The sequence below is a fragment of the Streptomyces sp. NPDC001668 genome (genome assembly GCF_042893155.1).
GTDB lineage: Bacteria > Actinomycetota > Actinomycetes > Streptomycetales > Streptomycetaceae > Streptomyces.
This window is the reverse complement of sequence record NZ_JBIAUQ010000003.1, coordinates 1-26,732: the sequence shown is the minus strand read 5'-3', so window position 1 is coordinate 26,732 and position 26,732 is coordinate 1. Positions and strand designations below refer to the sequence as shown.

Below are 26,732 nucleotides of genomic sequence, written 5' to 3'. Positions count from 1 at the left end.
GTCCTCACGGTTATCGGGTTCCCCACATGTAGGTCTGCTTCTTGAGCTTCAGATAGACGAAGCTCTCGGTGGAGCGCACTCCGGGGATGGCCCGGATGCGGCGGTTGATGACCTCCAGGAGGTGGTCGTCGTCCTCGCAGACGATCTCCACCATCAGGTCGAAGGAGCCGGCCGTCATCACCACGTACTCGCATTCGGACATGGCGGTCAGCGCGTCGGCCACGGACTCGACATCGCCCTCGACATGGATGCCGACCATCGCCTGGCGCCGGAAGCCCACGGTGAGCGGGTCCGTGACGGCGACGATCTGCATCACGCCCTGGTCGAGCAGCTTCTGGACACGCTGGCGCACGGCCGCCTCGGACAGGCCCACGGCCTTGCCGATCGCGGCGTACGGACGGCGGCCGTCCTCCTGGAGCTGCTCGATGATGGCGAGGGAGACGGCGTCCAGGTTGGGGCTGCTGCCGTTCCTGGACTCGCTCCTGGACTCGCGGGAGTCCCTGGGGTCTGCGCTTCGACTGGCCACGGGCTCACTGTGCACGACGTCTCGTCGGTTTCGCAAGGTCGGGGCGATGAAATTCGTTGTTTACGTGATGGAGACCTGCGGATTTCGCAGTCTTGGCGCGATCGGGGGTGTTGAAAACGTGGGCCTGGCGATTAGGGTGGGTGTCTCAGTCAGTGGACAGATTCAACCCCCCTCAGGAGGTCGGCAGTGAGCACCGAGCTGCGTCGTCTGCGCAACTACATCGACGGTGAGTTCCGGGACGCCGCCGACGGGCGGACCACCGAGGTGGTCAACCCCGCTACCGGTGAGGCGTACGCGACCGCGCCGCTGTCGGGGCAGGCGGACGTGGACGCGGCGATGGCCGCCGCTGCCGCCGCCTTCCCGGGCTGGCGCGACACGACTCCCGCCGAGCGGCAGAAGGCCCTGCTGAAGATCGCGGACGCGTTCGAGGAGCGGGCCGAGGAGCTCATCGCGGCGGAGGTGGAGAACACCGGCAAGCCGATCGGGCTCACGCGGTCCGAGGAGATCCCGCCGATGGTCGACCAGATCCGCTTCTTCGCGGGCGCGGCCCGCATGCTGGAGGGGCGGTCGGCCGGTGAGTACATGGAGGGCCTGACCTCCATCGTGCGGCGCGAGCCGGTCGGGGTCTGCGCTCAGGTCGCCCCGTGGAACTACCCGATGATGATGGCCGTGTGGAAGTTCGCGCCGGCGATCGCGGCCGGCAACACGGTGGTGCTGAAGCCCTCGGACACGACCCCCGCGTCGACCGTCCTGATCGCGGAGATCATCGGCGGGATCCTGCCGAAGGGCGTCTTCAACGTCATCACCGGCGACCGCGACACCGGCCGGCTGATGGTCGAGCACCCGACGCCGGCGATGGCGTCCATCACCGGTTCGGTGCGGGCCGGCATGTCGGTCGCCGAGACCGCGTCCAAGGACCTGAAGCGGGTGCACCTGGAGCTGGGCGGCAAGGCGCCGGTCGTCGTCTTCGAGGACACGGACATCCCGAAGGCCGTCGAGGACATCTCGGTGGCGGGCTTCTTCAACGCCGGGCAGGACTGTACGGCGGCCACGCGCGTGCTGGTGCAGTCCTCGATCCACGACGAGTTCGTCGCGGCGCTGGCGAAGGCCGCCGCCGACACCAAGACCGGGCAGCCGGACGACGAGGACGTGCTGTACGGGCCGCTCAACAACCCGAACCAGCTCAAGCAGGTCTCCGGGTTCATCGAGCGGCTGCCCGCGCACGCCAAGGTCGAGGCCGGCGGTCACCAGGTCGGTGAGAAGGGGTACTTCTACGCGCCGACCGTCGTGTCCGGGCTCAAGCAGGACGACGAGATCATCCAGAACGAGGTCTTCGGACCCGTCATCACCGTGCAGTCCTTCTCCGACGAGGAGCAGGCCGTGTCCTGGGCCAACGGCGTCGAGTATGCGCTCGCGTCCTCGGTGTGGACCAAGGACCACGGGCGCGCGATGCGGATGTCCAAGAAGCTGGACTTCGGGTGCGTGTGGATCAACACGCACATTCCGCTGGTCGCGGAGATGCCGCACGGCGGGTTCAAGAAGTCCGGGTACGGCAAGGATCTTTCGGGCTACGGGTTCGAGGACTACACACGGATCAAGCACGTGATGACGTCGCTGGACGCGTAGGTTCCCCGGCGGGGCGTGTGCAGCGCTCTCCGGCCGCGGGTGCGTGGGGGCTGGTCGCGCAGTTCCCCGCACCCCTGCGGGAGTTGGGGTGCCGGCGTCGAAACGTTCCGGTGTCTGCCGGACCACGCGCTCCGCTCGACGCCACGTCAGTTGTGGGCTCACGTACCGCGGCGGCATGCTGCGCCCATGCCCGCCACACCGAAGACGCCCCCGCCCGCCCGTAGGACCCTGCTGCGCGCCCTCGGAGGCGGGGCGGTGCTGGGCACTCTCGCCGGATGCGGGGTGCCCGCCGCGTACGTGGCCGCGAGCGACCGGGCCGTCACCGATCGCTCGGCCACCGACAAACGGCTGACCTGGGCCAACTGGCCGCTCTACATCGACACGGACGACGACGACTCGACGAGGCGGCCGACGCTGGACGCCTTCCGGAAGCGCACCGGCATATCCGTCGACTACGTCGAGGAGATCAACGACAACGACGAGTTCTTCGGCAAGATCAGCCCCGCGCTGATGAACCACCAGCAGAGCGGCCGCGATCTGATCGTCATGAGCGACTGGATGTGCGCGCGGTTCGTACGGCTCGGCTGGGTCCAGGAGATGGACCGGACGCGCCGGCCGAACGTCACGAAGTACCTGGACCCGCTGCTGCGTTCACCGGCCTTCGACCCGGGCCGCGCGTACACCGTGCCGTGGCAGTCGGGGATCACCGGCATCGCGTACGACCGCAGGAGGCTGGGCCGCGAGATCCGGCACGTGAAGGACCTCTGGGCGAGCGACCTCAGGGGCCGGGTCACCCTGCTCTCCGGCCTCGACGAGGCCTTCGCGCTGCTGATGCAGGGCAACGGGGTCGACATCACGCGGTGGACCGAGGACGACTTCCACGAGGTCTGCGACCAGGTCGAGAAGCACGTCAGGAACGGCCAGATCCGCCGCTTCACCGGCAACGACTACACCAAGGACCTCGTCACCGGAGACGTCCTGGCCTGTCAGGCCTACTCCGGAGACGTGATCCAACTCCAGGCCGACAACCCCGACATCCGCTTCGTCGTCCCCGAGGAGGGCGCGGAGCTCTGGTCGGACTCCCTGATGATCCCCGACCGCGCCCTCCACAAGACCAACGCGGAACGCCTGATCGACTACTACTACGAGCCCGAGGTAGCCGCGGAACTCGCCGCCTGGGTGAACTACGTCTGCCCCGTCCCCGCCGCGCGGGACGTCCTGGCCGCGTCGAAGGACGAGGACACCGCCGCCCTCGCCGAGAACCCCCTCATCTTCCCGGACGCGGAGACGCGCCGACGGCTGGTGATCGCGCGGGACATCACATCGGGGGAGCGGGTGGAGTACGCGAAGCGGTGGAACGCGATCGTGGGGTTGTGAGCGCCGGCATCGAGGGTGCTGTGACGGGGATTTTCCATTGCGTGCCGTTCCAGTGCTTCAGCAGTCGGACCGTACGCGCGAAGACGGCCTTCGTGCTGGTCTGCGATCTTCGTGATCGGGATGTACAGCCCGCGGCCGGAGGGGTGCGGGAGCGCGGTCATCACGTCCGCGGTGAAGTCGGCCTGTCCCGGCGTGTGCGCCCGGGTCGCCGAAGCGTACGAGTACGGCGCGGCGGCGGCCTTCCACCTCGATGGTGAGCTCGGGGCACTCGTCGTCGAGGTCCTCGTGGATCACCTCGCGGACCTTCTCCATGAGGTCCAGGGTGCTCTTCTTGCCGGGCCGTAGCGGCCGTGCAGTTGCAGGCAGCGGTCGATGACGCCTCTGGTTCGTCGTGCTGTCCCGGGACTGCGAACGGCTCATCCAGTACTCCGAGACCTGATCACCTGGTCGCCATCACCCTCATGACCCGCGGAGGCGGCAGCCACGAAGAACGGAATGGCGATGAGGAAGCGGTCGGCCTCGGCGCGTCGGTGCTGTTCGGCGAGCCACTCGTCGGCCTGGTCGCGGCCGACTGCGCCGCTCGTGCAGGCCCGCTCGGCGAGCCCGGCGAGCAACGACAGCATCACGGGATCGGTGAACACGCTGGTGTGCACCTCGACGGTGACGTCGTTGAAGCCGCCGTCCAGGAGCAGGTTGCGGTACTGGCGGGCGGCGCGGGGCGCGCCCAGGAGGTCGGCGCGGGCGTGCACGATCGTGCGGGTGAGCGCCGCGTCATCAGAGTCGATCATGATGGCGTCCCAGTCCTGGCCGACCAGGACGATCCTGCCGCCCGGGCAGAGGACGCGCCGCGCTTCCGCCACCGCGCGCCACGGCTCCTGAAGAAATTGGAAGACCTTGTCGGCACGGTAGCCGCGCACACTTCCGCCGGCGAACGGCAGATCCTCCGCCCCCGCCTCCCGGAACTCGGCCCCCGGCCACCGTTTCCGGGCCTCGGCCAGCATCCACGGATCGGGATCCACGCCCACCACGTGGACGCCACGCCCGGCCAGCTCGGCTACGGCTCGCCCGGCACCGCAGCCGATGTCCACGACGGACGAGCCCGGGACAAGAGACAGCAGCTCGTAGGAGCGGGCCCGCAGCAGCCCGGCGCTCGGCATCTGGTCCATCGCGTCGAGGAGGGCCAGCATGGCCTCGATGTTGCGGTGCTTTTCCACGAAAGGCGTCGCCACAGCCATGGCCTCCTGCCTTTCCTTGTCGGTCATGGTCGGGCGGCCCTTCGAGTTGTTGGTGGTTGCAGGGGGTCAGCTGTTCAGGAAGACCAACAGGTCGTCCATGCCGTCGCTCACCTGAACGGAAAGCAAAACGGTTATGTACTAAACAGTCAGAAACCTAGGCGGTTCTGTACTGAGTTGTCAAGTGCGAGCGGCGCAGCGGGTGTGATGTCCAGCAGCAGGTGAACCTCGCAGGCCTGGGGTGCCTGGTTGTGGTCCCGGTTGTACGGGGGTGTTCGCCACGTGGGTGAGCAGGGCGTCGAGCTGACGCTCGCGCAGGATGGCGACGATCGGACCGGTCGCCGACTCGGGGACGCCCAGCGGGAGTCCGTACCGCTGCCCGCGTCCGCGAGGTGGAGCGCCGGTGCGAATTCGCTTAACCGCGGTCCGAGTTGGCGGAGCGGCGGTCGAAGTGCCACCGTCTGCCGGCGGCGTGGCGTTCGGCGACTGACCGTGCGGTTCAAGCTCACCTGCGCGAACTGGTGGCTGCCCCGAGCCACCGAGCGCTCCGGAGCAGAACGTGAGGTGCATGAGGTGGGGCGGGTCCCGCGTGAGGCAGCGGCCGCTGGGGCGTGACACGGGGGCTTCGGCTCGGCGTGACAAAATGAGGGGGGCCGTTCGTCCGTCCTTTGATGCTGCGAGGTTCTTCGTGAGCAAGCCCGTGGGCCGCGAGCCGCTGCGCCGTAACGCGCGGTCCAACCGGGCGCGCATCCTGGCCACGGCCCGTGAGGAGCTGGGGCGGAACCCCGATGTCACGCTGGAGGAGGTGGCGCGGGCGGCCGGGGTCGTCCGGCGCACCCTCTTCGGGCACTTCCCGGGGCGCGCGGCGCTGATGGAGGCCCTCGCCGAGGAAGCCGCCGAGACGTTGCGGAACACGGTGGAGGCAGGGTTGGAACCGGGGGAGCCGGCCGAGCGGGCGTTGGCGCGGTGCGTACTCCGGATGTGGCCCGTGGGCGACCGCTACCGCATGCTGCTGGCGCTCACCCGGCGGGACCTCGGCTCCGAGCGCGTCGCCGAGGTGCTCGCGCCGGCCCGGGAGGCCGTCACCGGGATCCTGGAGCGCGGGCAGCGGGACGGCGTCTTCCACTCCCATCTGCCGCCGGCCGTGCAGAGCACGGGCCTGATGGCGTTGATCGTGGCTCTGGTGGAGTCCGTCAACACCGGCGCGCTGGAGGACGACGGGCACCGGATCGCCACGGCCACCCTCATCGCGGCCGGCGTGCCGGAGGATCGGGCGAGCGCGGTGGTCGAGGAGGTCGCGTCGGCGATGGCTACGGCTCTCCCGGCCCACGGCACCTGATTTCTCTCCGGCCGACCCGTTCGACGAGGTGTCCCGGGCGTCGTCGCGGCGGAAGGTGACCGACCTGCCGGAGAAGTGGGCGGTGAGGCCCTGCTTTGTGGTGGTGACCGAGCGCAGTCGGAGGCCGTCGGGGACGTTCCGCGGCGCGATCGGCTCGGCGAAGACCTGACCGAGCAACGTGTCACCGGCCTCGGGCCGGGCGACGCGGCTCGCGACGTTGAAGTCCTTGAAGGTGACGCGGTGGCCGGCGGCCGCCGAGAGGGTTTCGTAGCGGTGGCCCGGGCCTCGCTGTCGTCGTCCGACTTCGTCAACCCGTCCCTCCGCAGGGCGAGTTCGCTCACCGGTGAGTGCGAGTGGGGTACGGGCACCGGGTTTCAGACGGGACTCGGGAGCGACCCGGACTTCCGTACCTCATCGACCTTCGCGGCGGCGGTGTCCGGGGCGACTCCGGCGGCGATGAGGGTGGCGGTGGCGGCGCCGGTGCCGTCGTCGGACCACAGGCCGCAGTCGGCGCAGTCGAGCAGGGCCAGCAGTTGGGCCTCGATGGCTCGGCCGAGCGGATCGGGCGGGACGGCGGTCTGGAAGACGCCCTGCCGGCGGCCGTGGGCGAAGACCCTCGTGGCCATGGAGCGGGCGGGAGCCAGCAGTTCGTCGACGCGTGCGCGTGCGAGGTCATGGCCGCGGGCCAGCCGGATGAGGGCGCGGTAGCGGTCGCCGACGGGCCACACCATGAGGACGAATCGCGCCAGGTCCGCGACGGCGTCGGGGGTCGGGGCCGGGGCGCCCGCGACGGCGCGCCGGATCGCCTCCGCGGCCTCGGCGGCCAGGCCCTCGACGAGCGCGGCCCGGCAGGCGAAGTGGACGTACACGGTGCGCCGGGCCACACCGGCGGCACCGGCGATGTCCTCCAGGCTGCTGTCGGGGTCGCGGGTCAGTTCCCGCCGGGCCGCGTCGAGGATCCGGGCCCGGGTGGCCCGCGCGTCCCGACGCTGCGCCGGAGGGGGTGGTGTCTCGTGGGGCCGGGCCGGAGACCGTCTCGGCTTCGTCGTGGGTGTTCGTGCTGGTCGGCTGGTCACGTCGGTACCTCGAGGGCGGGTGGGAGGAGGGAGCCATCGCGATAGTTGCACATCGAGGGGCAATAAACTAGCCTGCACATCGATGGGCAATTAAGTGATTCCGCTCGTCCGCCCCGTCCCTCTCAGGAGCTACTGATGCCCTTCCTTGCGAACACCCCCGTGGAGAAAATGACCGGGCCCTACGCGCGGCGCTGGTGGGCGCTGCTCGTGCTGTGCCTGAGCCTGCTGATCACGGTGATGGCGAACACGTCGCTGATCGTCGCCGCCCCCGACATGACCACCGACCTGGGCCTGAGCAGCAGTGATCTGCAGTGGGTCGTCGACTCCTACACCGTTCCGTACGCGGCGCTGATGCTGGTGCTGGGCGCGATCGGCGACAAGTACAGCCGGCGCGGCGCGCTGGTGCTGGGTCTGCTGCTCTTCGCCAGCGGTTCGGTGATGGGGAGCATGGTCGACGAGACTTCGCTGGTCATCGTGGCCCGCGCGATCATGGGTATCGGTGCCGCGGTCGTGATGCCCGCCACGCTCTCCCTGGTGGTCGCGACGTTCCCCCGGAGCGAGCGGACCAAGGCCATCACCGCCTGGGCCGCGACCTCCGGGCTGGCGGTAGCCGTCGGCCCGCTGGTCTCCGGCTGGCTGCTCGAGGACCACGCCTGGGGCTCGACCTTCCTGATCAACGTGCCGATCGCCCTCCTCGCCGTGTTCGGCGCGCTCGCCCTGGTACCGCCGTCCAAGGCGGAGGGCATGGGCCGGATCGACTACGTCGGTGGTCTGCTGTCGATCGTCACCGTCGGCTCCCTGATCTACGCCGCCATCGAGGGCCCGCACTCCGGCTGGGGCGTCGGCCCCGTCACCGCCGCCGTGGTCGCCGGTGTCGGTCTGGTCGTCTTCGTCGCCTGGGAGCTGCGCCACCCGACCCCGATGCTGAACGTCCGAAAGTTCGCGCTGCGGCCCTTCAGCGGTTCGATGCTCGCGGTGATGTTCTTCTTCTTCGGTATGTTCGCCGTGATCTACTACGTGACGCAGTTCCTGCAGTTCGTCCTCGGCTACGGCTCCCTGGACACGGGTGTACGGCTGCTGCCGCTGGCCGGTGCGGTCTTCCTCGGGTCCGCGCTGACCGGGGTGCTCACCCCGAAGCTGGGGGTGAAGCCGATGGTCGTGACCGGCCTGGCCATCGGCACGGCGGGCATGTTCCTGCTCACCCAGATCGACAAGGGGTCGACGTACGGGGACCTCCTGGCACCGATGATGATGCTGGGCCTCGCGCTCGGACTGGCCATCTCCCCGGCAACCGACACGATCATGGGCTCCTTCCCCGAGTCCGAGCTGGGCGTCGCCGGCGGGGTCAACGACACCGCGCTGGAGCTGGGCGGGGCGCTGGGCATCGCGGTGCTGGGCTCGCTGCTGGGCACGGCCTACCGCGACGAGCTGACCGACCTGGTGGGCAACAGGCTCCCGGCGGAGGCGATGGAGACCGCCAAGGACTCGGTCGGCGCCGGCCTGGCCGTCGCACAGCGGGTCGGGCAGGATCCCTCCGCCGGGCCCCAGCAGGCCCAGGCCGCCGTGGACGCCGTCCACCAGGCCTTCGCCCACGGAGTCGCCCAGACCAGCCTCATCGGCGGGATCATCATGGCCGCCGGAACCCTGATCGTCCTCGCGGTCATGCCAGGCCGGCGCGGCTTCGCCAAGCACAACGCCGAGCCGGGGACCGGGACGACGGCGAACGAGACGGCGGCTGTGCGGGAGCACACCGGGTCCACCCGCTAGATCGCCGCGAGTGCCTCTCGCGAACAGCACGTTGATCCGCTGGCGGGCGAGCCGGAGGAGGGCCTGCGTGTGGGTCTCTCCTCTGGCTCGGCATTTGCCGTAGTAGGTGCTTGAGGCGGCATCGTGCAGGGCCGCGAACGCGGACAGGAACATCGCACGTTTGAGCTGCCGGTTGCCGCCTCTGGGCGTGTGTTCGCCGTGGATCGAGGTCCCGGAGGACTTCGTGGGCCGGGCGAGGCCTGCGGAGGAGGCGAGGCGGGTGGCGGTGGGGAGGCGGGTGGCGGTGGGGAGGCCGGTGCCGTCGCCGACGGTGACCGGCAAGACGCCGGCGGTCCTGACCGCGGCCCCCGGAATCGAGGTCAGGACCGCGGAAAGAACTGGAGAGTCGGGCCGGCCTCCGCGGTGGGAGAGCTCCCCGCGGTACGGGTCCAAGGCGTCGCCGTCACCAGAGGTTCTTGATCTTCACGCCGCGCTCGTCGTGGATCGCGACTTTGCAGGGGCACGACGTCGATGAGTCAGCCGGTGGCGCTCTCGTCGTCCGAAGGCGTACGGCGCCACGTCACCTGCACCTGGAGGTGGCCCTGCGCGCCGGTACGCGCGATGACCGCTCCGACCTCCGCGTCCAGCTGGATCCCGAACTCGACCGTGACCTCGTCCGGACGCCGGGGCAACTCGCTCATGCGGCGCAGTGTGACGGCCGCCGCGCGGCGCACCCCCTCCAGCGCCGCCTCGAACGAACTGGTCGCCCGGGCCACCACGTCGGACGCGCCGGTCGCGTCCACGACCCCGCCGTCGAGATGGTCCATCTGGGCCACGACGGACCCGCCGTCCTCCAACTCGAAACGCAGCAACTCGCCCACGGCAGTGTCCCCCCCGGCCCGCTCGGTCGTTCCGACGGGTTCTCTGTGCCCGCCGCCATGTCCGGCCAACCCTGCCCCACGGTCCGCGCGGCGCGGCGATGGCCTGAACTACCCCTACCAGCGCACTGCTTCCGGCTCATGTGGCTTCAGGGTGCCCTTTCGGTGACGCAATCGAAGGGTCAGTATGAAAGGAAGCCTGTGGATGTGCTGCAAGCGATCGCGACGCGCCGACTAGGGGGCACCGGGACGTGACGACTACTGCGACCGAGTTCGAGACTGATCTGGTCGATCTCAGCCGATGTGGGCTCCACGGGGTGATGACCCTGCACGACCCCCTGCTCGCGGACGCATTGCGGACCTTGGTGCGTCACCTGGACGAGAAGTCGGCGTTCCAGAGCAACAGCGGTGGGGCGGGCAGCCCCTATCTGGCCGCCGAGTGTGACGGCGATGAGTCCTAGCACCACATGATCCAGCCGTCCTCAGGTTCGCGTGCCGTGCTCGGCAGGCATCGCACCCCGACAGCCGACCTCGACGACCTGGCCGTCGGGCGTGTGGGCCCCGGCACCGCCCGTCGGCTGTGGGCGGTCGAGCGCAGCAGACGCATGCTCATGCTGCGTGCGGTCGTGGAATCGGCGCGGCAGCCGCCGGCCGGCACCCCCCTGCCTCCCGACGCCGCCCTGGAGGTGCTGCTCCGCGTGGAGGAGGCCCGCCCGGACGTGGTCGCCGACCTGTTGGAGCACCCCGGCACCGGGATCTGGGCCGTTCGTATGCTCAGGCGACTGCGCTCGGGTGAACATTCCCATGACGCGGCGCCCCTGTGGGCGGAGGCCGGATACCTGCACTGCCTGGCCGCCGCCGGAGCCCTGCGCGCCGGTGTCGAAGGAACGATTCGCTTACCGGTCCGCGGGGCTCTGGTGGTACTCCCCACCCTGGGCCGCGTCCGGCTCCCGGCGACCGCGGCCGACGACCCCGGGGCGCCGTCGCAGGATGTCGTGACCCTGACCACCCCGCGCCCGGGGAAGGGCCCCGCGTGGCTCCGCGTCGGCCGGCGGCGGATGAGCCTGCCCGTCGATCTGCGCGAGCCGTCCGGCGCGTGGGAGCCGTCGCACCGCATCGCGTGGAGCCCCCGGCCCCAGGATCCGCCGCTGGTGCTCGAGGACGGCGACCCCTACCGGGATTTCCGCGGCGACCGGGCACAGGCCCCCGCGGCGTGCCTGGCGGGCGCCGAGACACGCCGTTGGCGGCGGTTGCTGGGCGAGGCCGGTGAGGTCCTGCACGGCCGCCACCCGCGCGCGGCGAGCCTGCTGACCGAGTCCCTGCGGGTGGTGGTGCCGTTACCGACCGCTCCCCGGTTCCGCACCGCGAGCGCCTCCTACAACGAGGCGGTCGGCAGCGCCCTGCTGTCGCTGCCGCCCGACGCCACGGAACTCGCCGTCACGCTGGTGCACGAGGCACGGCACTCCGTCCTCAACGCACTCCTCCACCAGCTTCCGCTCTGCGAGGACGACGGCCCGCTCCACTACGCCCCCTGGCGAGGCGACCCGAGGCCGCTGTCAGGGCTGCTGCACGGCACGTACGCCTTCGCCGGAGTGGCGGATTTCTGGCGGGTGGAGCGCGGGGCGCTCGGCGGTGCCCCGGCGGACCTGGCGCACTTCGAGTTCGCCGTCTGGCGGGACGCGGTCGCCGGCGCCCTCGACACCCTGCTGGAGTCGAGCGGACTGACCGACGCGGGACGGCTGTTCGTCACCCGCATGGCCGAGGAGACCGCGGCCTGGCACGCCGAGCCGGTGCCCGGACGCCCCCTGGCGCTGGCCCGGTCCGAGACCGCCGACCTGCGCGCGGTGTGGCGAGCCCGGCACCTACGGCTGCCCCCCGACCGGGTCGCCGTCATGGCCGACGCGTGGCGGGGCGGCGCGGAGCCCGGGACCGCCCCGGTCGTGCGACCCTCGCTGCGCCCCGACCCGCACTCCGGCACCCCCGACCTGCGCAGCGAACTGCGACGGGTGCTGCTGGCCGACTCCGGCGCGCTGGAGCGGACGGCGGTCCTCGGTTCGACCGAGGCCGGCCGGCCCGAGCCCCTGGCCGCGGCCGACGTCGACCTGCTGCGCGGCTCCGCCGACAAGGCCGTACGAGGCTACCGGGACGTCCTCGCCAAGCACCCCGGCTCCGCGTCGGCCTGGGCCGGCCTCGGGCTCGCACTGGCCGAAACCGGTCAGCCCGCCGCCGCCCGCGCCCTGCTCGCCCACCCGGAACTGGTCCGCGCCGTCTACGAACACACGACCGCGACCCACAGCGCCCCACCCGACCCCGTGCCCTTGGCCGACTGGATCGGCCGGACTCCGGGGGTACGGGACGGGGGCTGACCGGGGCGCACGGTGACGCGCACCACCCCGCGACGACCGGGGCCGCCCGTGCCACCGGGCGCGGTGCGGCCTCGCAGCGGCATCGGCCTTACAGCGGCATCGGCCTCACAGCGGCATCGGGTCGATGTCGCAGTTCGCCGGCTTGTGGGCGGCGGCGGCGGTCGTCGCCGGGTGGTCGGCGCCGAGCGCTCGCTCGTAGCGCGTCATCGTGTCCGCGTGGAGGGCGTCGGCCTCCTCCGTACGGCCCAGCAACCGCAGGCCCACCGAGAGGTTGACGGCCGTGGCCAGCGCGGCCGGGTGGTCCTCGCCGAGCCGGCGACGGCTCTGGTCGAGTGTGCGGGTGCTCAGCTCCACGGAGGCCTGCACCTGACCCAACTCGTACAGGTCGGCGGCGAGGTTGGTGGCGCACGCCAGGGTGTTCGGGTGGTCCTCGCCCAGCGACTCCGAGAGCGCCGACAGCAGCCGTTCGTTCATCGCACGCGCCTCCTCGCAACGGCCCAGGAGGCGCAGGCAGATGGCGTGGTTGACCTGGGCGCCGAGCGTGTGCGGGTGGTGGGCGCCGAACAGCCGCTCGTACCCCTTGCAGCCCTGGCCGCTCAGCTCCAGCGCGCGCGGGAGGTCGCCGCTGTGCCGCACGTCGACGGAGTGGGCGAGCAACGCGGCCAACGTGTCGGGGTAGTTGTCGCCGTACCGGTTGCGGAACAGGGCCAGCGCCCTGGCGGACAGCTCGATGGCTTCCTCGTGGCGGCCCGCCCGCCGCTCGGCGACGGCCAGTCCGCGGTACCCGGAGACCGTGGTGGGGTTGGTGGGACCGTAGTTGTACTCGTAGCGCCCCACCACGTCCTGCTGCTGGTCGCGGGCCTCGATGTACTCCCCGGCCTCCTGACGGTCGACGACCACGCCCGCCAGGGTGCCCAGGGTGGAGAGGGCGTTCTCGCCGAGTTCCTCCACCTTGCGGCGGTGGGTGTCCTGGTCCAGTTCCAGCGCCTCACGGAAGTCACCGGTCAGGCGCAGGTTCAGTGCCACGCGGTGCGCCACGATCAGCGTGGACAGGTCGTTGGGACCGAACAGCCGCCGGCTGGTCTCGAAGGACTGCCGGTCGAGCTCGGAGGCCGCGCCGAAGTCGCCGCGCATGCGCAGGTCCCAGGCGAGCATGCCGGTGATCTCCAGCGTCATCTCGTGCTCGGGACCGAGGGTTTCGGTCATCAGCTCGTGCGTGCGCTGGTCCAGCTCGTACGCGACGCGGTAGTGCCCGAGGATCCGCAGCGCGTCGCTGTAGAGCTTGGCGGCCATCAGCACCGGCTCCGCCCGCTCCCCGTCGACGCCGCGCCACGTCTCGTACGCCTGCTTCGCCAGATCGAGCGAACCCTCGTGGTCGCCCCAGGCGAACATGTACTGGATCTCGTTCAGGACGAGCTGCCGCACCCACGGGTCGGTCGATTCCACCGCCCGGCTGTTGATGACGTGCGGCAGCAGTTCGCCGTACTGGCTCCACTGGCGGGAGTCGGCCGGTGCGCCCGGGTCGCCCTTGGCCAGCAGGCGGTGCGCTCCGTTGCGCATCTGCTCCTTGAGGGTGTCGGGCATCTGGTTGATCAGCACCCGCTGGACCAGTCGGTGCAGCTGGATGGTGTTGGTGGCGTGATTGATCCTGGCCAGCGCGTACCGGTTGATCTCCCGGATGGCGCGGCTCAGCCGGATCGGATCGCTCAGGGCCGCGGCCAGTTCGGGCGGTACCGGAGCGTCACGGACACCGGTGAGAAGGCGCCTGGAGATCGGCTCCGGGGCGAAGAAGGCGCACACCTGCAGCAGTTGCAGGGCGGCCGGATGGTTCTTCTGCAGGCGCTCCAGGGAGACGTTCCACGCGGCGGCCACCGACAGCGGGTAGTCCGGCGGAGGATCGCTGACCATGAGGTCGGCGGCCTGCTGCTCGAACAGCCGCAGGTATTCGTCGGCCGGCATACCGGTCTCGGACAGCCATACGGCGGCCTGCTCGATGCCGAGCGGGAGGTCGCCCAGCGTCTCGGCGAGCCGGTCGGCGGTGGTGTCGTCGAGGTTCGGGGCACGCAGCTGCAGCAGCTGGCGGCTCTCTTCGCGAGCGAAGACGTCCACCTCGAGAGGGCGTGCCGCCGTCGCCCACTGGGCGTTGCGAGAGGTCACTAGAATGCGTCCTGGGCCATTGGTGGGGAAGAATTCGCGAACGGCTTCGGGAACTTCCGCATTGTCGAATACGAGGAGCCAGTTCTTGTACGGCTCGCCGACGCGCAGGGCTTCTATGACCGCGGGTACGGCGGTGTTGGCCTCACCGGTTCCGACATCCAGTCCGAGACGCCTGGCGAGTTCCACCAGCACCTGACGGATCTGTTGCGACTGCTCGGACGGAATCCACCAGATGACCTGGTATTCGTTCATGTGGCGGTACACGTATTCGACCGCGAGCTGGGATTTGCCCACGCCGCCCATGCCCTGGAGGGCCTCGGGGAGGACGGCCGTGGTTCCCTCCTGCAGCCGTCGGTGCAGGTCTTCGAGCAATTGTTCGCGTCCGGTGAATGCGCGGTTCCGTGGAGGCACGTTGCCCCAGACGGGTGGCGGTTTCCGAGCCCCGTCGCCCCTGGTCGTCGCGGCATCGGACTGCACGCCACTCACGGACACGTTCCCTCCATCATCTTGGTCTGCGTCGACCGCGCCTTCTCCCGCTGGGAGACCCGGGGTCTCGCCATGGGCCAGGTCGGACTTCGAACTGCTGAGATCATTGCCCTGTGTATCACTGAAGTGACGCTCGGTGCTGGTCGTGGACCAGGCGTCGGCCGGTGCGGGCGCCCGCGCCCGGTCCTCGAAGCGGCGCAATCGCTCACCGAGCAGCGCGGCGGCGGCCGTGTGCTGCCCGTCCAGGGCGGCCAGGGCCGGCAGCGCGGGGACGAGCCATGGCCGCACCCCGTCCAGCGGAACATGCACGGCCCCGCCCGGATGCGCGACGAGGTCCAGTACCTGGCGCAGTGCGTCCCCGGTGGCGCCCGGAACAGTGTTCGAGAGGTGGTCGAACGCCACCTTCATCGCGAGGGCCGTGTCCCTGCGGGTGCCTTCCGCCAACAGCTCCTGCCGCAGGCCCTCGGTGGCGAACTCCAGATCGACCCGGGCCGGCGCGGGCGCCTTCGCGGTGCTCGGGCCGCCGGCCGGGGCGGCCACCAGGAGCCCGCTCACCAGCAATTCGGCCAGATGCCATGGACGGGCCTCGGGAAGCAGGTCGCGCCGCAGCAGCTGGAGGATCGTCAGGTTGAGCGGGACCGCGGCGCCGAGCTGGGCCAGATGCAGGGCGACCGGGCTCAGCTGGGCCCGCAGCCGGCGCGCGTGGTCGGCGGCCGACAGCGGCTGGGGCGTGGCGGGCGGCCTCAGGGGCGCCACCGGCGAGGCGGCGGACACCGGCAGGACCCGCATCGTGTATTCCGCCGCCTCCTCGCGCCGTACGAACCGGGCCCACCGCGACACGGCGTCCGGCGTCAGTTCCAGCACGGGCACGGGAAGCCAGGCGGGCTTCCGTTCCTCGGGGAACCCGGGCAGGGCGAAGTCGTCCGGCCGGTGCCACCACCGCGCGTTGGCTGCCGCGGGCTCCGGGCTGCGCAGGCGACTGCGCAGGGGAACCGCCGACAGGTACGACCAGAGGTGCTCGGGAAGCGTGCTGACGACGGCCGTCGGCACCATCGAGGCCCAGCGGGCGAGCCGGCGATGGGCACTGCCGTCCCGCCAGTGATGCGCGTACATGTCGGTCAGCACGAGCACCGTGTGGCGGTCGGTCTCCTCCGGTACGACGGCATGCCGTCGGCCGCCCCGCGGAGACGACCAGCGGCACACCCGTACGTCGCGGAAGGCACCCGAGCCGACCAGCGCCGCCTCGAACTCCCGGGCCGGCCGGGCCCACAGGCCCATCGAGGCACCGCTGTCGACCACCAGGGTCAGCGTCAGCCAGCGTTCCGGCGCCGGCCGGAAGAACGGCAGCCAGGTTCCCCGCTCGGCCCGCGACTCGGCGGTCGCCTCCTCGTCCAGGACCCGGGTCGTGCGGGAGGGCAGCCGCAGCCGCAGCGGCCGCAGCCCCTTCTCGATGAGGCGGGAGCGCTCGAGGGCCGGGCCGACGAACGCGCCGGACGGCCTGGACCGCTCGGACGGTTCGACGACGTCCGGGCGTACGGTCACGGGAGCCGGCGGCGCGACGGGCGGCCGCGGCTCCGCTACGGCCCGGACCTCCTCGGCGGCCGGCTCCGGCCCCTCGCCCGGGTACTCCCCGGGCACGGTGTCGGGAACGGGCGGGTCGGCGGGCCCCGGACCCTCCCGGTCCTCGTCCGTGGGGGCGTCCGCCGTCCGTGGCGCGCGCTCGCGGAGCCGCTGGTCGATCTGTGCGGCCAGCCAGACGACCTCGCCCGCGGCGTGCACGGTCCATGCCGCGCAGGCCTCCTCGAGCGAGGCGACGGGCGGCACGGAGCCGTTGCTCGCCCTGCCGTGGCGGGAGGGCGGCAGGATCATGCAGAACCAACTTCATCGAGCCGCTGCCACAACGAGTGCAGCAGGCGGTTCAGGGAGTCCGCGTCGGGACCGTTGGGGGACAGACGGAGGTACTCGGCGTTCATCAGCTGATCGGCGGCCAGGGTGCCGCCCGCCAGGGCGCGCGAGAGGAAGTCCCGGATCATCGTGGCGCGTTCGGCTCCGCCGCCGTCGGCGAACTGCGCCGCCAGCATCGCCGCGAGCCGGTCGGCGTCCGGCGGGGGCATCTCCAGCGTCAGACAGCGTCGCAGGAACGCCGGGGGCAGTGAGCGTTCGCCGTTGCTGGTGATCACCACGAACGGGAAGGCCCGGCAACGCATCCGGCCGTGCAGCACCTCATGGGTGTCGTCCGGGTCGTCGGTGTGCACCGTCACGCTCGGCATGCGCGAACGGACACGGGACAGCTCGGGGATGCGGAACTCGCCGTCCTCGAACACTTCCAGCATGTCGTTGGCGAGATCGGTGTCGGCCTTGTCGAACTCGTCGATGAGCAGCACCCGGGGGATCTCACGGGGCACCAACGCCGTGCCCAGCGGGCCGAGTTGGATGAAGTCGCCGAGTCCGTGCAGAGCGGTGTCGTCGGATAACGAACCGTCGTGCGCGTCCCGGCCGTCCCCGGCGCCGCGCGCGGAGGCCTCCTGCACCCGGCCGATCGCGTCGTACGCGTACAGACCGTCCTTCAGGACCGACTTGCTGGTGATCGTCCAGCGGAGCACGCGGCCCAGGCCGAGTTCGCGGCTCACCCGGTGGGCCAGGCTGGACTTGCCCACGCCGGGAGGGCCGGTGACGATGAGCGGCCGCCGCAGGAACAGAGCCGCGTTGACCATGTCGACCTCCTCCGACGAGGAGGCGTGGACACCGAAGCCGGGAGCGCCGAGTCGGCGGCGGATCTCCGCGTCGTCGCGGGGGGCGGGGCCGGCCACGACGGGGTCACCGTCGAAGTCCCGCCAGGGCGGTGGGGGCGGCAACTGGTCGAGGGGGCGGTCGGCGGCACGTGGCTCGTCGCCCGTGCCGCGGTAGATCCACCAGTCGCGGGCGCGGCCAGTGGAATCGGACGCTCCCTCGGGTACCCGCGGCTCCCGCGGTTCGCCGCCGCTCATAGCCACCCCCTCTTCCCGGAGCCCTCGCGGGCTCACTGGGCGACCTGTCCCGGCCGGTCAGGGTCCGGGCGTCGGTCGATTGTCGTGCCGGCAAGTCACATCGCAACGGTGCTGTGACCGGTGCTCGAGTGGTCACACCCTAGTGGGTAACGCTGCGCCTCGGTCGCTCTCAAGCAATGGGCTCCGGGACTTCCGGAAGCCGGTTCGGATCGTCCCACAGCACGGCAAGACGAGGGCCGGAACCCCCAGCGTCATGGTCCCCCGGATGGGGAGCGGAGCGCAAGCACGTCAGCCGGTCCAGAACCTCGTGCAGGTCCCCTTCCAGCAAGCCTTCGGCCAGGGTGACCGGATGCCCGTCGGACGCGCCCCGGCGCCTCCACAGGAGCAGGGGAAGCCCCGCCTGCAACCCGGCCAGCAACTCCCTCCTGCCGTTGTCGTCGTCGGGCGGAGAACCCAGGGTCATCAGGACGATGTCCGGTGTGCGTCTGAGGTATTCGTAGAGCGACTCGGCTCTCGCACCGTCACCCGCGGCGCAATGGTGCGTGCCGGGCTGCACTTCATCCGTCGACAGCACGTCCCAGCGCTCGTTCCACACCCGGTGCAACTGCAGTGCGTCGATGCGCTCCTTGCTGCGTACGACCACCTTGTAGTCCGTGCCGATGGGGGGACCGCCGAGTTCGCTGTCCCAGACCGCGTGCCGGCCGAAGGCGGTGTGGCGGGACCACTCCTCGACGGGTTCGTTCATCATCGAGAGCGGCAGTATGAACTCCAGTACGAGACTGCCCCGGTGAGTGCGCAGCCGGCTCTCCTCGCGGTCGATCAGCGTGGCCACATGACGGCGCACCGTGGACGCGGGCACGGAGCACTGCTCGCGGCGGCGGGGCTCCCAGGTCGCGCCGCTGCTCGCCCAGCAGCTGATGTCGACCCGATCGGGTGACGTCGTGGACGGTGCCAGCCGGATCAGCAGGTAGGCGGGGCGCACCGACTTCTTGGCCGAACCGCCCGCGGACTCACGGGAGTCGTCCAGAATGCGCTGCGCCTCCAGGTGGCCCCGCGCGCCGGCCCGGACCTGCCGGCTGACCCAGGAGCGGACCGCGTCGCCCCGCTCCGGGGTGAGGACCATCGCGAGGCCCTGCAGGAAGCGCACGGTGCGGGGCGCGCCGTCGGTGGGCCGGTTGGTGTGGGCGAGCAGTTGATGGGCGTCCCAGGCGGTGTGCACGAAGTCCGGCAGCGGCCCGAAGTGCTCACCGGCCGCCGCGTGGTAGACGGCGGCCAGTTCGGGCACGTTCGTGCGGTCGAGCCCTTCGAGCAGCGCTTTGAGCTGCTCCTGGGCGGGGTCGTCCAGGACGGGCGGCACCACGGGGTGGGCCAGGGACGCCGCGTGCCGGGAGGGCAGGTCGTAGTCGGCGAGGTGCTGCACCGCCTCGGTCAGCCGCTGCCAGCCGGCGGTGACGCCGCCGAAGGCGCGCACCATGGTCACGATGTGCATCTTCTTGTCGTCGAACTCCGCCACCGACAGGCGCAGTCGGAGGCGTTCCATCGCGTCGAGCACACAGAGCCTGCGGGCGTCGACGGTGTCCAGGACCGACACCTTCATCAGGGCGTCCGCCAGCCGGGCAGCGGCCTGCGGGTCGGGCGCCGTGGCGGGCTCAGTCATCGTCGTCCAGCCGGCCCGGCCAGGTCTTCCTGGCCTGTGCCACGAAGTCCGTCACAGCGAGGGTGTCCCCTTCCATCCATCGCACCGCGCGCGCCAGCGCGGTCGGCCCCACGGTGAACTCCCCGCAGCGGCTGACCAGGTGGTAGAGCTGCAGCCTGGGGTTGGTCGAGCGGGTGGTGCCGGCGGTGATCTCGGCGGGCAGCTGGGCGAGGAGCTGTGTGCCGGCGTCCACCCGGAACGACTCCATGGCCAGCAGCCGGTCCACCAGTGGCCACAGTGAACTGGGCGGCGCCGCACGGTCGGTGACCGGTTCCGCGACCGGGGGCGCCGGGAGGTGGCCGGGGTCCAGCGCGTCGAGGGGGATCATCCAGGCGACCCGTGGCGCTGTCGCGGCCGGGTCCGTCCTGCGGGGGGTCAGCACGGAGGCGAGGATCCCGACCACCAGGCCGCGTCCGAGATCCCACACCCCGGCTCCGCTGAAACCGCGCTCCACCGCGGCGCCGACCGCGTCCAGGCCGTCGATCTGCCGCCATCCGGGCAGCGGGCCGCCCTGCCCCACCACCCGCCCGCGGGCCCACAGACCGTTCGGTACGGCCGCCGGGTGCCCGAACACCGACACGAGAGCGCCGGACTCCGTGCCGCACCGTCCGACCGGCGCCGGGCTCACGGAACGCGGCGGCGGGGCGTCCAGTCGCAGTACCGCCAGATCACCGGCCGGCGGGTGGCGCAGCCAGCCGCCGTCGGCCACGCGGGCCGCTGTCGGCTCCGCACCCTCCGGTGCGGCCGGAAAGTCCACCAGTACCGTTCCGCGGGGAGGGTCGCCGGTGTCGCAACGGGGAAGACGCAGGGCCGCTTCGACGACGTGTGCGCAGGTCAGCACGGTGTGGTCGGTGAGAAGCAGGCCGGCTCCGGCGATGCCCGTGCCCTGACCGTCCCGCACCCGGGCCCGCCATGTACTCGCGCCCGGCGATACGGAGGCACCAGCGTCCCGTAACCCCACGTCGTCCCCCTCGTCAGCCGTGCGGAAAATCAGGGTAAGCCGAAGCGAAGCCCTTGTGTACAAGTGAGTCGGACGGTCCTCAGGAGATCGTCGTCGTGAGCGTCGGCAAGCGTGTGCCGCCCCGGCCGGGGTATCCGCTTCGCACCGCAACCCCGCCGGCCGGTTCCCCGGCCCCTCGGAAGGAGAGGTACCGCATGTCCGCGTCCCTGGTGGAAACGGTCGATATCGAGGCTCCCGTCGCCGTGGCGTGGGCCCTGTGGAGCGATGTGACCCGGTGGCCGAGCTTTCTGAGCCATGTACGCCTGGTGGAGCCGCTGGACGAGCGCCGCTTCGCCTGGCAGCTGCAACTGCCCGGCGCCGACAAGAACTTCGTCGCCGAGCTCACCGAGGTCGTCCCCGAGGACCGCATCGCCTGGCGCACGGTGGAGGGCGTCCACCACGCGGGCGTGGTCACCTTCCACCGGCTCGGTGACACCACGAGCCGGGTCACGTTGCAGATCGAGTACGACCCGAAGGGGTTCGTCGAGCACCTCGGGGCGCTGACCAACCTGGACTCCGCCCTCGCCAACTACGACCTCGGCGAGTTCCAGAAGCTGGCCGAGACGGCGGCGGCTGCCTGACCTCGTACCGACCTTGCCTCCCCTGCTTTTGAACGTGTTCAATTGCAGGCGTACGCTGCTGCCATGAGCGACAGAGCCGCCCAACTCAGGGGCATCCGCGCATGGCTGGTCTTCTTCGTCGTCTGCCTGGTGCTCAGCGGCGCCACGGCCTTCCCCCTGGTCCACGAACTGCGCTGGGCCGAGGACGCGCTGCGGCACCTGCCCGCGCCGGACGCCCTGACGGACTGGATCACACGCGTCAGGCGCGGGCTCGAGACCGCCGACTCGGACTACCCCTTCCTCCTCTACGGCACGGACTGGCTGGCCTTCGCCCACCTGGTCATCGCGGTCGCCTTCCACGGCCCCTACCGCGACCCGGTCCGCAACATCTGGGTCGTCGAGTTCGCGATGATCGCCTGTGCCGGGATCATCCCGCTCGCCCTGATCTGCGGACCGATCCGGGGCATCCCGTTCTGGTGGAGCGTGATCGACATGGCGTTCGGGGTCTTCGGGGTGCTCCCGCTGTACGTCGTCCGGCGGAAGATCAAGCGGCTGGAGGCGCTCGCGCCGTACAACGCGCCCGCCCTGCCCGCCACTTGAGCGCCGTGGCCGCTACTTGAGTGCCGTGCCGCTACTTGAGGGCCGCCGTGATGATCCGGACGATGACCGGGTTCGCGTCCTCGCTCTTCGCGTCGGTGGAGTTGACCGAGTAGACCACCGTGCGGCTGAGGTCGCAGGTGGCGGCGATCGCCGCGTTGTAGCCGTAGCGGCCGCCCGACTTGACCCAGTAGAACTTGCCGTCGGACTCGAAGCGCTGCAGGCCGCCCGCGCTGTAAGTCGCGCCGGTGACGCCCGCCGGGACCGAGAACACCTCCCTCAGTCGCGGCCGCGGGACGATCCGGCCCCGGAAGAGTCCGGTGAGCAGCCGCTCCAGGTCCGCCACCGTGGAGATCATGTCCCCGGCCGCGAACCGGTCCGCCTGGTTCCACTCCGTGACGTCCACGAACTCCGTGGTCCCGTCGGCCCTCTTCACCACCTGGTAGCCCCGGTTGTGCGGGCCGAGGATGCGCGGATCGGTGCCCGGGAAGTACGTGTCCCGCATCCCGGCCGGCGCCAGCACCAGCCGAGTGGCCTCGGAGGCGTACGACCGCCCGGTCACCCGCTCGATCAGCAGGCCGAGGAACGTGTAGTTGATGTTGAGGTAGTGCTGCTGCCTGCCCGGGCAGAACTCCGGCTTCTTCGCACCCGCGGACGCGGCGACCCGCTGAGGGGCGAGCGTGTCGAAGCGGTGGGCGTAGACCTCCTCGAAGGTGGTGCCCAGGCCCTCGCCCGCCGGGATACCACTGGTGTGGTTGAGAAGCTGCCGCACGGTGACCGGCCGGAACTGCCGCCCGAGGAGGCCGGGCAGGTAGTGCTGGACGGGTGTGTTCAGGTCGATCCGGCCCTCGTCCGCCAGCCGCAGGACGGCCGCCGCGGTGACCACCTTCGTCGTCGAACCGGCCCGGAACCGCGCGTCCGGATCGGCGGGCCGCCCGCTCTCCAGATCCTGCACGCCCGAGCTGCCGCGCCAGCCGCCGCCGGTGCCGCCGACCCGGACCAGGGCCGCGGTGGCGTTCGCGTCGGGGAGCCCGGCGATCGCCGCGCGTAACGCCTTGGCGTCCGGTGCGGGGGTGTCGTGCGCGGAGGCGGACACGGCCGGCAGGGCGGCGGTCAGGGGCACGGCGAGGGCGCCGGCGAGGAGGCTTCTGCGACGAAGGTCACGCATGGGTCCGCTCCTGGGGATGTGGGATGTGTGTGATCATCCTGCGGGGCCGCCGAGGTGGCCGGATCGTCACCGGGAAGGACCCGGCCCCTGGTACGCCCCTGATCAACTCCCGCTGCCTTCAGGAGAGTTGTGAGGGTGGCTCCCTAGGGCACGAAAAAGTGTTATCGCGGAGCCCTTCACTCCGTCTCCACGCACGAACACGCACGAAGGGGGCACCGGCCGGAAAGGACGACGTGGACACGCGGCAGTGGCGCGACACCATCGCGGCGGCGCAGGACGGCGACCGCCGGGCGCTGGACGAACTCGTCGAGGGCTGGCTGCCGCTGGTGTACAACATCGTCGGCCGCGCCCTGAACGGCCACGCCGACGTCGACGACGTCGTCCAGGAGACCATGCTGCGGGCCGTCGGCAACCTCGGCAGCCTGCGCGACCCGGACAGCTTCCGCTCCTGGCTGGTCGCCATCGCCATGCGCCAGATACGGGACCGGGCCCGCCGCAGGACCCCGGCCCGGCTGGACGAGTCGGCTGCGCACGATGCCGCCGACTTCGCCGAACTCACCGTCCTGCGGCTCCAGCTGGAGGGGCAGCGGCGCGAGGTCGCGGAGGCGGTGCGCTGGCTCGACGACGAGGACCGGCAACTGCTGTCCCTGTGGTGGCTGGAGGTCGCGGGCGAGCTCACCCGGCGCGAACTGGCCGCCGCCGTCGGCATCAGCAGGCAGCACGCCGCCGTGCGCGTCCAGCGGATGAAGGAGCGCCTGGAGACCTCCCGGGGCATCGTCCGCGCCCTCGACGGGGCCTGCCCGCACCTGCGCGAACTCACCGCCCGCTGGAACGGCCGCCCCGACTCGGTCTGGCGCAAGCGGCTGGCCCGGCACATCCGCGGCTGCGGCTACTGCGGCGACGCCCGCGAGTCCGTCGTACCGGCGGAGCGGCTGCTCGTCGGGATCGCGCTGGTGCCCGTCCCGGTCGGGTTCACCCTCTCGCTGGCCCTCGGCGGCAAGACGGCCGCGGCCGCCACCGCCGCGTCCGTGAGCTGGTCCGCCAAGGTGCTGAGCGCGCTGACCCAGCCCGTCGTCGCGGCCACCGCGGGAGCGACGATCGTCGCGGGCGGGGCGTACGTCGTCACCCGGACCCCGGACGCCCCCGCGCCCCGGGTGGCGGTCTCACCCACGGCGGCGAGCACGCACCGGGCGCCGCCCGTCGTGAGCACACCGTCGGCCTCCCCGACGCCCTCCCCGTCGGCTTCTCCCACGAAGACCGTCCGCTACGGCAGCGTCGTCGACGCCGTCGACCGGGCCCCCGACCCCGACACCCCGCCCGCCGCCCTGCCGCACCGGCCCGAGACCGGCATCACCAGCACCGGGGGCGCACACGCGGTCCTGAACCACCGGGGCGACGGCGTCACGCTCACCGGCAAGGGCTACGTGCTCGTCCGCTGGCAGATCTCGCCGCAGTACCGGGCCGGCAGCCTGGTCATGCCGGCCTGGACCGGCCTCAGGGGCGAGCTGTTCCACGTCGCCTCGGGCGGGGGCCGCCGCATGGACGACCCCGTCAGCACCACCGACAGCACCGCCACCGGCATGGGCAGCGCCACCACCGGCTACGCCGTGCTGCCCGCCGGCGCCCAGCAGATGTGGCAGAACGAGTACTTCTACCTCGACGGCACCGTCACCCTCACCGTCAACGAACGCGGCGCCGACTACGGCCTCAGCGTCTTCCCCTCCACCTGGGACGCCGCCGAGAAGGACATCACCACGGGCCCCGCCCAGGGCGCGAAGCGCTACGGCCTGGTCCGCGACACCGGTGACGACGACACCCCCGTGCCGCAGTACGTCACCCGGTCGACCCCCGCTGATCCGGCGACGGTTGCCCAGGACTCCCGGGTGTCCAGCCCTTCCTAGCCCGCGTTGTCCGCTGCTCGCAGGGCGCACAGGACGTCCACCCTGTTCGTCGTGATCGAGTCGACGCCCGCGGCGGCGAGGCGGCGCATCGAGCGGCGGGTGTCGGGGGTCCAGACGGAGACCAGGTAGCCGTCGGTGTGGACGCGGTCGGCGAGGTCCTTGTCGACCAGGCCGAAACGGTAGTTGAGCCAGCGGGGCCTGACCGCGTCCAGCAGGGCCGGGCGCGGGGGCGCGAGGGTCGTCCAGGTGAGCGCGATCTCGGCGGAGGGGTCGGCAGCGCGTACGGCGAGCATGGCGGTGGCGTCCGCGCAGTAGTAGACGCGGTCCCCGGCACCGCACTCGCGCACCACGTCGACCACGCGGCGGGCGACCCGTACCTCTCTCGTGCCGGGCAGGTCGAGCATCAGACGGTGGCCGTCGGTGGCTTCGAGGGCCTCCGCGAGCGTCGGCACCCTGCCGTCCGTGAGCCCTTGTACCTCGTCCGCCGACAGGGAGAGCAGGGGGCGGTCGTGCTCCCACAGCCGCTTCAGCGTCTCGTCGTGGAGCAACACGGGTACGCCGTCCCTGGTCAGCCGTACGTCGATCTCCACGGCGTCCGCGCCCCGGTCGAGCGCGGCACGCAGGGAGTCGATCGTGTTCTCACGGACGCGGTAGGGGTCGCCGCGGTGTGCCACGGCCGTCAGCTTCTGCATGTGCTCATTGTGGTGGGGTCACGGGGCGAGCCAGGTGGTGGTGTAGGTGTCGATCTCGTCCTTGATCCTTGTCTTGCCCGGCTCGTCGAGGAACGAGGCGTCCACCGCGTTCTTCGCGAGCGCGGCCAGGCCCTCCTCGTCGAGGTTCAGGAGCCGTGCCGCCACCGCGTACTCGCTGTTCAGGTCGGTGCCGAACATCGGGGGGTCGTCGGAGTTGATCGTGACGACGACTCCCGCCTTCACGAACTCCTTGACCGGGTGCTCGTCGAGGGTGCGGACGGCCCGGGTCGCGATGTTGGAGGTGGGGCACACCTCCAGCGGGATGCGGTGCTCGGCGAGGTGGGCGAGGAGCGCCGGGTCCTGGAAGGAACTCGTGCCGTGGCCGATGCGCTCGGCGCGCAGGTGGGTGAGGGCGTCCCACACCGTCTCCGGGCCGGTCGTCTCGCCGGCGTGCGGCACGGAGTGGAGGCCTGCGGCGATCGCCCGGTCGAAGTACGGCTTGAACTGGGGGCGGGGCACGCCGATCTCGGGGCCGCCGAGGCCGAAGCTCACGAGGCCCTCCGGGCGGAGGCGGTCGTCGGTGGCGAGCCTTGTCGTCTCCTCCGCGGCCTCCAGGCCGGCCTCGCCGGGGATGTCGAAGCACCAGCGCAGTACGGTGCCGAACTCCGACTCCGCCGCCTTGCGGGCGTCCTCGATCGCCTCCATGAACGCGCGTTCGTCGATGCCGCGGCGGGTCGAGGAGAACGGGGTGATGGTGAGCTCGGCGTAACGGACCTGCTGGCGGGCCAGGTCCCGGGCGACCTCGTAGGTGAGGAGCCGTACGTCCTCGGGGGTGCGGATCAGGTCCACGACGCTCAGGTAGACGTCGATGAAGTGGGCGAAGTCCGTGAACGTGAAGTAGTCGACGAGCGCCTCGGGGTCCGTGGGGACCTTGGAGTCGGGGTGGCGGGCGGCCAGTTCGGAGACGATACGGGGGGAGGCCGAACCGACGTGGTGGACGTGGAGTTCTGCCTTGGGCAGGTCGGCGATGAACGCGTGCAGGTGGTCGGGGGGCGTCGTCGTCATGGGGGCCTCGCCTTGGGGTGATCGGCTGATCGATGCCGACATGTTAGGGCGGTGGTGTGCGGGTGCGGCTTGGTGGGGGCGGGCGTTGTGCGCAGTTCCCCGCGCCCCTGATGCCTGCGGCGGCCTGGCTCGGCTTCGGTGGGGGCGGGTGTAGCGCGTGCGGTGTGGTGGGTGGGTCGGGGCCGGGGGGGGGGGGGTGCCGCCGCCGGGCGGCGGGGCGGGGGGGTGGTTTGTTGAGGAGAAAACACGCCCCCCGC

The 26,732-nt window shown here is 71.4% G+C and carries 21 protein-coding genes and 1 pseudogene; 10 read left to right on the top strand and 12 right to left on the bottom strand.

Annotated elements, in window-relative coordinates:
• Nucleotides 1-10: 10 nt before the first annotated feature.
• Nucleotides 11-541 (bottom strand): Lrp/AsnC family transcriptional regulator, encoded by a 531-nt coding sequence (locus tag ACFYZ8_RS09775; protein WP_359031051.1) that lies wholly within the window; start codon nucleotides 539-541, stop codon nucleotides 11-13.
• A 171-nt stretch (nucleotides 542-712) separates the two neighbouring features.
• Here ACFYZ8_RS09775 and ACFYZ8_RS09770 point away from each other — a divergent pair, with 171 nt between their 5' ends.
• The 3 genes from ACFYZ8_RS09770 to ACFYZ8_RS09760 all read left to right on the top strand — a co-directional run bounded on the left by ACFYZ8_RS09770 (nucleotide 713) and on the right by ACFYZ8_RS09760 (nucleotide 3,874).
• Nucleotides 713-2,152 (top strand): gamma-aminobutyraldehyde dehydrogenase, encoded by a 1,440-nt coding sequence (locus ACFYZ8_RS09770; RefSeq protein WP_388534021.1) that lies wholly within the window; start codon nucleotides 713-715, stop codon nucleotides 2,150-2,152.
• A 186-nt stretch (nucleotides 2,153-2,338) separates the two neighbouring features.
• Nucleotides 2,339-3,529 (top strand): PotD/PotF family extracellular solute-binding protein, encoded by a 1,191-nt coding sequence (locus ACFYZ8_RS09765; RefSeq protein ID WP_388534019.1) that lies wholly within the window; start codon nucleotides 2,339-2,341, stop codon nucleotides 3,527-3,529.
• Between the two features lie 120 nt (nucleotides 3,530-3,649).
• Nucleotides 3,650-3,874 carry a hypothetical protein gene (locus tag ACFYZ8_RS09760; RefSeq protein WP_388534016.1) on the top strand — a complete coding sequence of 75 codons (225 nt, stop codon included), beginning with the start codon at nucleotides 3,650-3,652 and terminating at the stop codon, nucleotides 3,872-3,874.
• A gap of 71 nt (nucleotides 3,875-3,945) precedes the next feature.
• Here the strand turns inward: ACFYZ8_RS09760 and ACFYZ8_RS09755 are convergent, their stop codons facing one another.
• Nucleotides 3,946-4,716 carry a methyltransferase domain-containing protein gene (locus ACFYZ8_RS09755; protein ID WP_388535046.1) on the bottom strand — a complete coding sequence of 257 codons (771 nt, stop codon included), beginning with the start codon at nucleotides 4,714-4,716 and terminating at the stop codon, nucleotides 3,946-3,948.
• A 733-nt stretch (nucleotides 4,717-5,449) separates the two neighbouring features.
• Here ACFYZ8_RS09755 and ACFYZ8_RS09750 point away from each other — a divergent pair.
• Nucleotides 5,450-6,100, top strand: a complete 651-nt coding sequence (locus ACFYZ8_RS09750; RefSeq protein ID WP_388534013.1) for a TetR/AcrR family transcriptional regulator — start codon at nucleotides 5,450-5,452, stop codon at nucleotides 6,098-6,100.
• A gap of 374 nt (nucleotides 6,101-6,474) precedes the next feature.
• On the opposite strand, the gene ACFYZ8_RS09745 is transcribed toward ACFYZ8_RS09750, so the two are convergent.
• Nucleotides 6,475-7,176: a TetR/AcrR family transcriptional regulator gene (locus ACFYZ8_RS09745; protein ID WP_359035045.1), complete on the bottom strand. Its 702-nt coding sequence runs from the start codon at nucleotides 7,174-7,176 to the stop codon at nucleotides 6,475-6,477.
• 135 nt (nucleotides 7,177-7,311) lie between these two features.
• Between ACFYZ8_RS09745 and ACFYZ8_RS09740 the strand changes: the two genes are divergently transcribed.
• Entirely contained in the window at nucleotides 7,312-8,943 is a 1,632-nt protein-coding gene (locus ACFYZ8_RS09740; protein ID WP_359035043.1) for an MFS transporter, read from the top strand.
• A gap of 18 nt (nucleotides 8,944-8,961) precedes the next feature.
• On the opposite strand, the pseudogene ACFYZ8_RS09735 reads toward ACFYZ8_RS09740, so the two are convergent.
• Nucleotides 8,962-9,318: pseudogene (locus ACFYZ8_RS09735) on the bottom strand (transposase); the annotation flags it as partial.
• Between the two features lie 140 nt (nucleotides 9,319-9,458).
• Nucleotides 9,459-9,803 (bottom strand): CU044_2847 family protein, encoded by a 345-nt coding sequence (locus ACFYZ8_RS09730; RefSeq protein ID WP_359035041.1) that lies wholly within the window; start codon nucleotides 9,801-9,803, stop codon nucleotides 9,459-9,461.
• Nucleotides 9,804-10,051: 248 nt separating this feature from the next.
• Between ACFYZ8_RS09730 and ACFYZ8_RS09725 the strand changes: the two genes are divergently transcribed.
• Both ACFYZ8_RS09725 and ACFYZ8_RS09720 read left to right on the top strand, forming a co-directional pair.
• Nucleotides 10,052-10,261, top strand: a complete 210-nt coding sequence (locus tag ACFYZ8_RS09725) for a hypothetical protein (RefSeq protein WP_388534008.1) — start codon at nucleotides 10,052-10,054, stop codon at nucleotides 10,259-10,261.
• 36 nt (nucleotides 10,262-10,297) lie between these two features.
• Nucleotides 10,298-12,166 (top strand): aKG-HExxH-type peptide beta-hydroxylase, encoded by a 1,869-nt coding sequence (locus ACFYZ8_RS09720; protein WP_388534006.1) that lies wholly within the window; start codon nucleotides 10,298-10,300, stop codon nucleotides 12,164-12,166.
• A gap of 105 nt (nucleotides 12,167-12,271) precedes the next feature.
• Here the strand turns inward: ACFYZ8_RS09720 and fxsT are convergent, their stop codons facing one another.
• The 4 genes from fxsT to ACFYZ8_RS09700 form a co-directional block, all read right to left on the bottom strand.
• The gene (gene fxsT, locus ACFYZ8_RS09715) at nucleotides 12,272-16,678 is read right to left on the bottom strand and encodes an FxSxx-COOH system tetratricopeptide repeat protein (protein ID WP_389049782.1); all 4,407 of its coding nucleotides are present in this window, start codon (nucleotides 16,676-16,678) and stop codon (nucleotides 12,272-12,274) included.
• Nucleotides 16,675-17,796 carry a MoxR family ATPase gene (locus tag ACFYZ8_RS09710; protein WP_359035033.1) on the bottom strand — a complete coding sequence of 374 codons (1,122 nt, stop codon included), beginning with the start codon at nucleotides 17,794-17,796 and terminating at the stop codon, nucleotides 16,675-16,677. The genes fxsT and ACFYZ8_RS09710 overlap by 4 nt, the downstream gene beginning before the upstream one ends.
• 169 nt (nucleotides 17,797-17,965) lie before the next feature.
• Nucleotides 17,966-19,453 carry a hypothetical protein gene (locus ACFYZ8_RS09705; RefSeq protein ID WP_388534000.1) on the bottom strand — a complete coding sequence of 496 codons (1,488 nt, stop codon included), beginning with the start codon at nucleotides 19,451-19,453 and terminating at the stop codon, nucleotides 17,966-17,968.
• The gene (locus ACFYZ8_RS09700) at nucleotides 19,446-20,393 is read right to left on the bottom strand and encodes a trypsin-like peptidase domain-containing protein (protein WP_388533997.1); all 948 of its coding nucleotides are present in this window, start codon (nucleotides 20,391-20,393) and stop codon (nucleotides 19,446-19,448) included. Before ACFYZ8_RS09700 ends, ACFYZ8_RS09705 begins: the two co-directional genes overlap by 8 nt.
• A gap of 254 nt (nucleotides 20,394-20,647) precedes the next feature.
• Between ACFYZ8_RS09700 and ACFYZ8_RS09695 the strand changes: the two genes are divergently transcribed.
• Both ACFYZ8_RS09695 and ACFYZ8_RS09690 read left to right on the top strand, forming a co-directional pair.
• On the top strand, nucleotides 20,648-21,073 hold the full coding sequence (locus ACFYZ8_RS09695; RefSeq protein WP_359035027.1) for an SRPBCC family protein: 426 nt from the start codon (nucleotides 20,648-20,650) through the stop codon (nucleotides 21,071-21,073).
• A gap of 63 nt (nucleotides 21,074-21,136) precedes the next feature.
• A complete protein-coding gene (locus tag ACFYZ8_RS09690; protein WP_359035025.1) occupies nucleotides 21,137-21,652 on the top strand; it encodes a hypothetical protein in 516 nt (171 codons plus the stop codon).
• A gap of 31 nt (nucleotides 21,653-21,683) precedes the next feature.
• Here ACFYZ8_RS09690 and ACFYZ8_RS09685 read toward each other — a convergent pair whose 3' ends face one another.
• Nucleotides 21,684-22,817, bottom strand: a complete 1,134-nt coding sequence (locus ACFYZ8_RS09685) for a serine hydrolase domain-containing protein (protein WP_388533994.1) — start codon at nucleotides 22,815-22,817, stop codon at nucleotides 21,684-21,686.
• Between the two features lie 233 nt (nucleotides 22,818-23,050).
• Between ACFYZ8_RS09685 and ACFYZ8_RS09680 the strand changes: the two genes are divergently transcribed.
• Nucleotides 23,051-24,718 (top strand): RNA polymerase sigma factor, encoded by a 1,668-nt coding sequence (locus ACFYZ8_RS09680; RefSeq protein WP_388533991.1) that lies wholly within the window; start codon nucleotides 23,051-23,053, stop codon nucleotides 24,716-24,718.
• On the opposite strand, the gene ACFYZ8_RS09675 is transcribed toward ACFYZ8_RS09680, so the two are convergent.
• A complete protein-coding gene (locus tag ACFYZ8_RS09675) occupies nucleotides 24,715-25,410 on the bottom strand; it encodes a glycerophosphodiester phosphodiesterase (RefSeq protein WP_388533989.1) in 696 nt (231 codons plus the stop codon). The two genes, ACFYZ8_RS09680 and ACFYZ8_RS09675, sit on opposite strands and share 4 nt — an antisense overlap.
• Before the next feature lie 18 nt (nucleotides 25,411-25,428).
• Nucleotides 25,429-26,475: an adenosine deaminase gene (locus ACFYZ8_RS09670; protein ID WP_359035017.1), complete on the bottom strand. Its 1,047-nt coding sequence runs from the start codon at nucleotides 26,473-26,475 to the stop codon at nucleotides 25,429-25,431.
• Nucleotides 26,476-26,732 lie beyond the last annotated feature (257 nt).

Excerpts from the sequence above, each read along its gene's own strand:
- ACFYZ8_RS09670 (WP_359035017.1), bottom strand. The coding sequence starts at position 26,475 with ATGACGACGACGCCCCCCGACCACCTGCACGCGTTCATCGCCGACCTG.
- ACFYZ8_RS09710 (WP_359035033.1), bottom strand. The coding sequence starts at position 17,796 with ATGAGCGGCGGCGAACCGCGGGAGCCGCGGGTACCCGAGGGAGCGTCC.
- ACFYZ8_RS09765 (WP_388534019.1), top strand. The coding sequence starts at position 2,339 with ATGCCCGCCACACCGAAGACGCCCCCGCCCGCCCGTAGGACCCTGCTG.
- ACFYZ8_RS09705 (WP_388534000.1), bottom strand. The coding sequence starts at position 19,453 with ATGACTGAGCCCGCCACGGCGCCCGACCCGCAGGCCGCTGCCCGGCTG.
- fxsT (WP_389049782.1), bottom strand. The coding sequence starts at position 16,678 with ATGATCCTGCCGCCCTCCCGCCACGGCAGGGCGAGCAACGGCTCCGTG.
- ACFYZ8_RS09695 (WP_359035027.1), top strand. The coding sequence starts at position 20,648 with ATGTCCGCGTCCCTGGTGGAAACGGTCGATATCGAGGCTCCCGTCGCC.
- ACFYZ8_RS09675 (WP_388533989.1), bottom strand. The coding sequence starts at position 25,410 with ATGCAGAAGCTGACGGCCGTGGCACACCGCGGCGACCCCTACCGCGTC.
- ACFYZ8_RS09755 (WP_388535046.1), bottom strand. The coding sequence starts at position 4,716 with ATGCTGGCCCTCCTCGACGCGATGGACCAGATGCCGAGCGCCGGGCTG.
- ACFYZ8_RS09760 (WP_388534016.1), top strand. The coding sequence starts at position 3,650 with ATGTACAGCCCGCGGCCGGAGGGGTGCGGGAGCGCGGTCATCACGTCC.
- ACFYZ8_RS09690 (WP_359035025.1), top strand. The coding sequence starts at position 21,137 with ATGAGCGACAGAGCCGCCCAACTCAGGGGCATCCGCGCATGGCTGGTC.
- ACFYZ8_RS09740 (WP_359035043.1), top strand. The coding sequence starts at position 7,312 with ATGCCCTTCCTTGCGAACACCCCCGTGGAGAAAATGACCGGGCCCTAC.
- ACFYZ8_RS09685 (WP_388533994.1), bottom strand. The coding sequence starts at position 22,817 with ATGCGTGACCTTCGTCGCAGAAGCCTCCTCGCCGGCGCCCTCGCCGTG.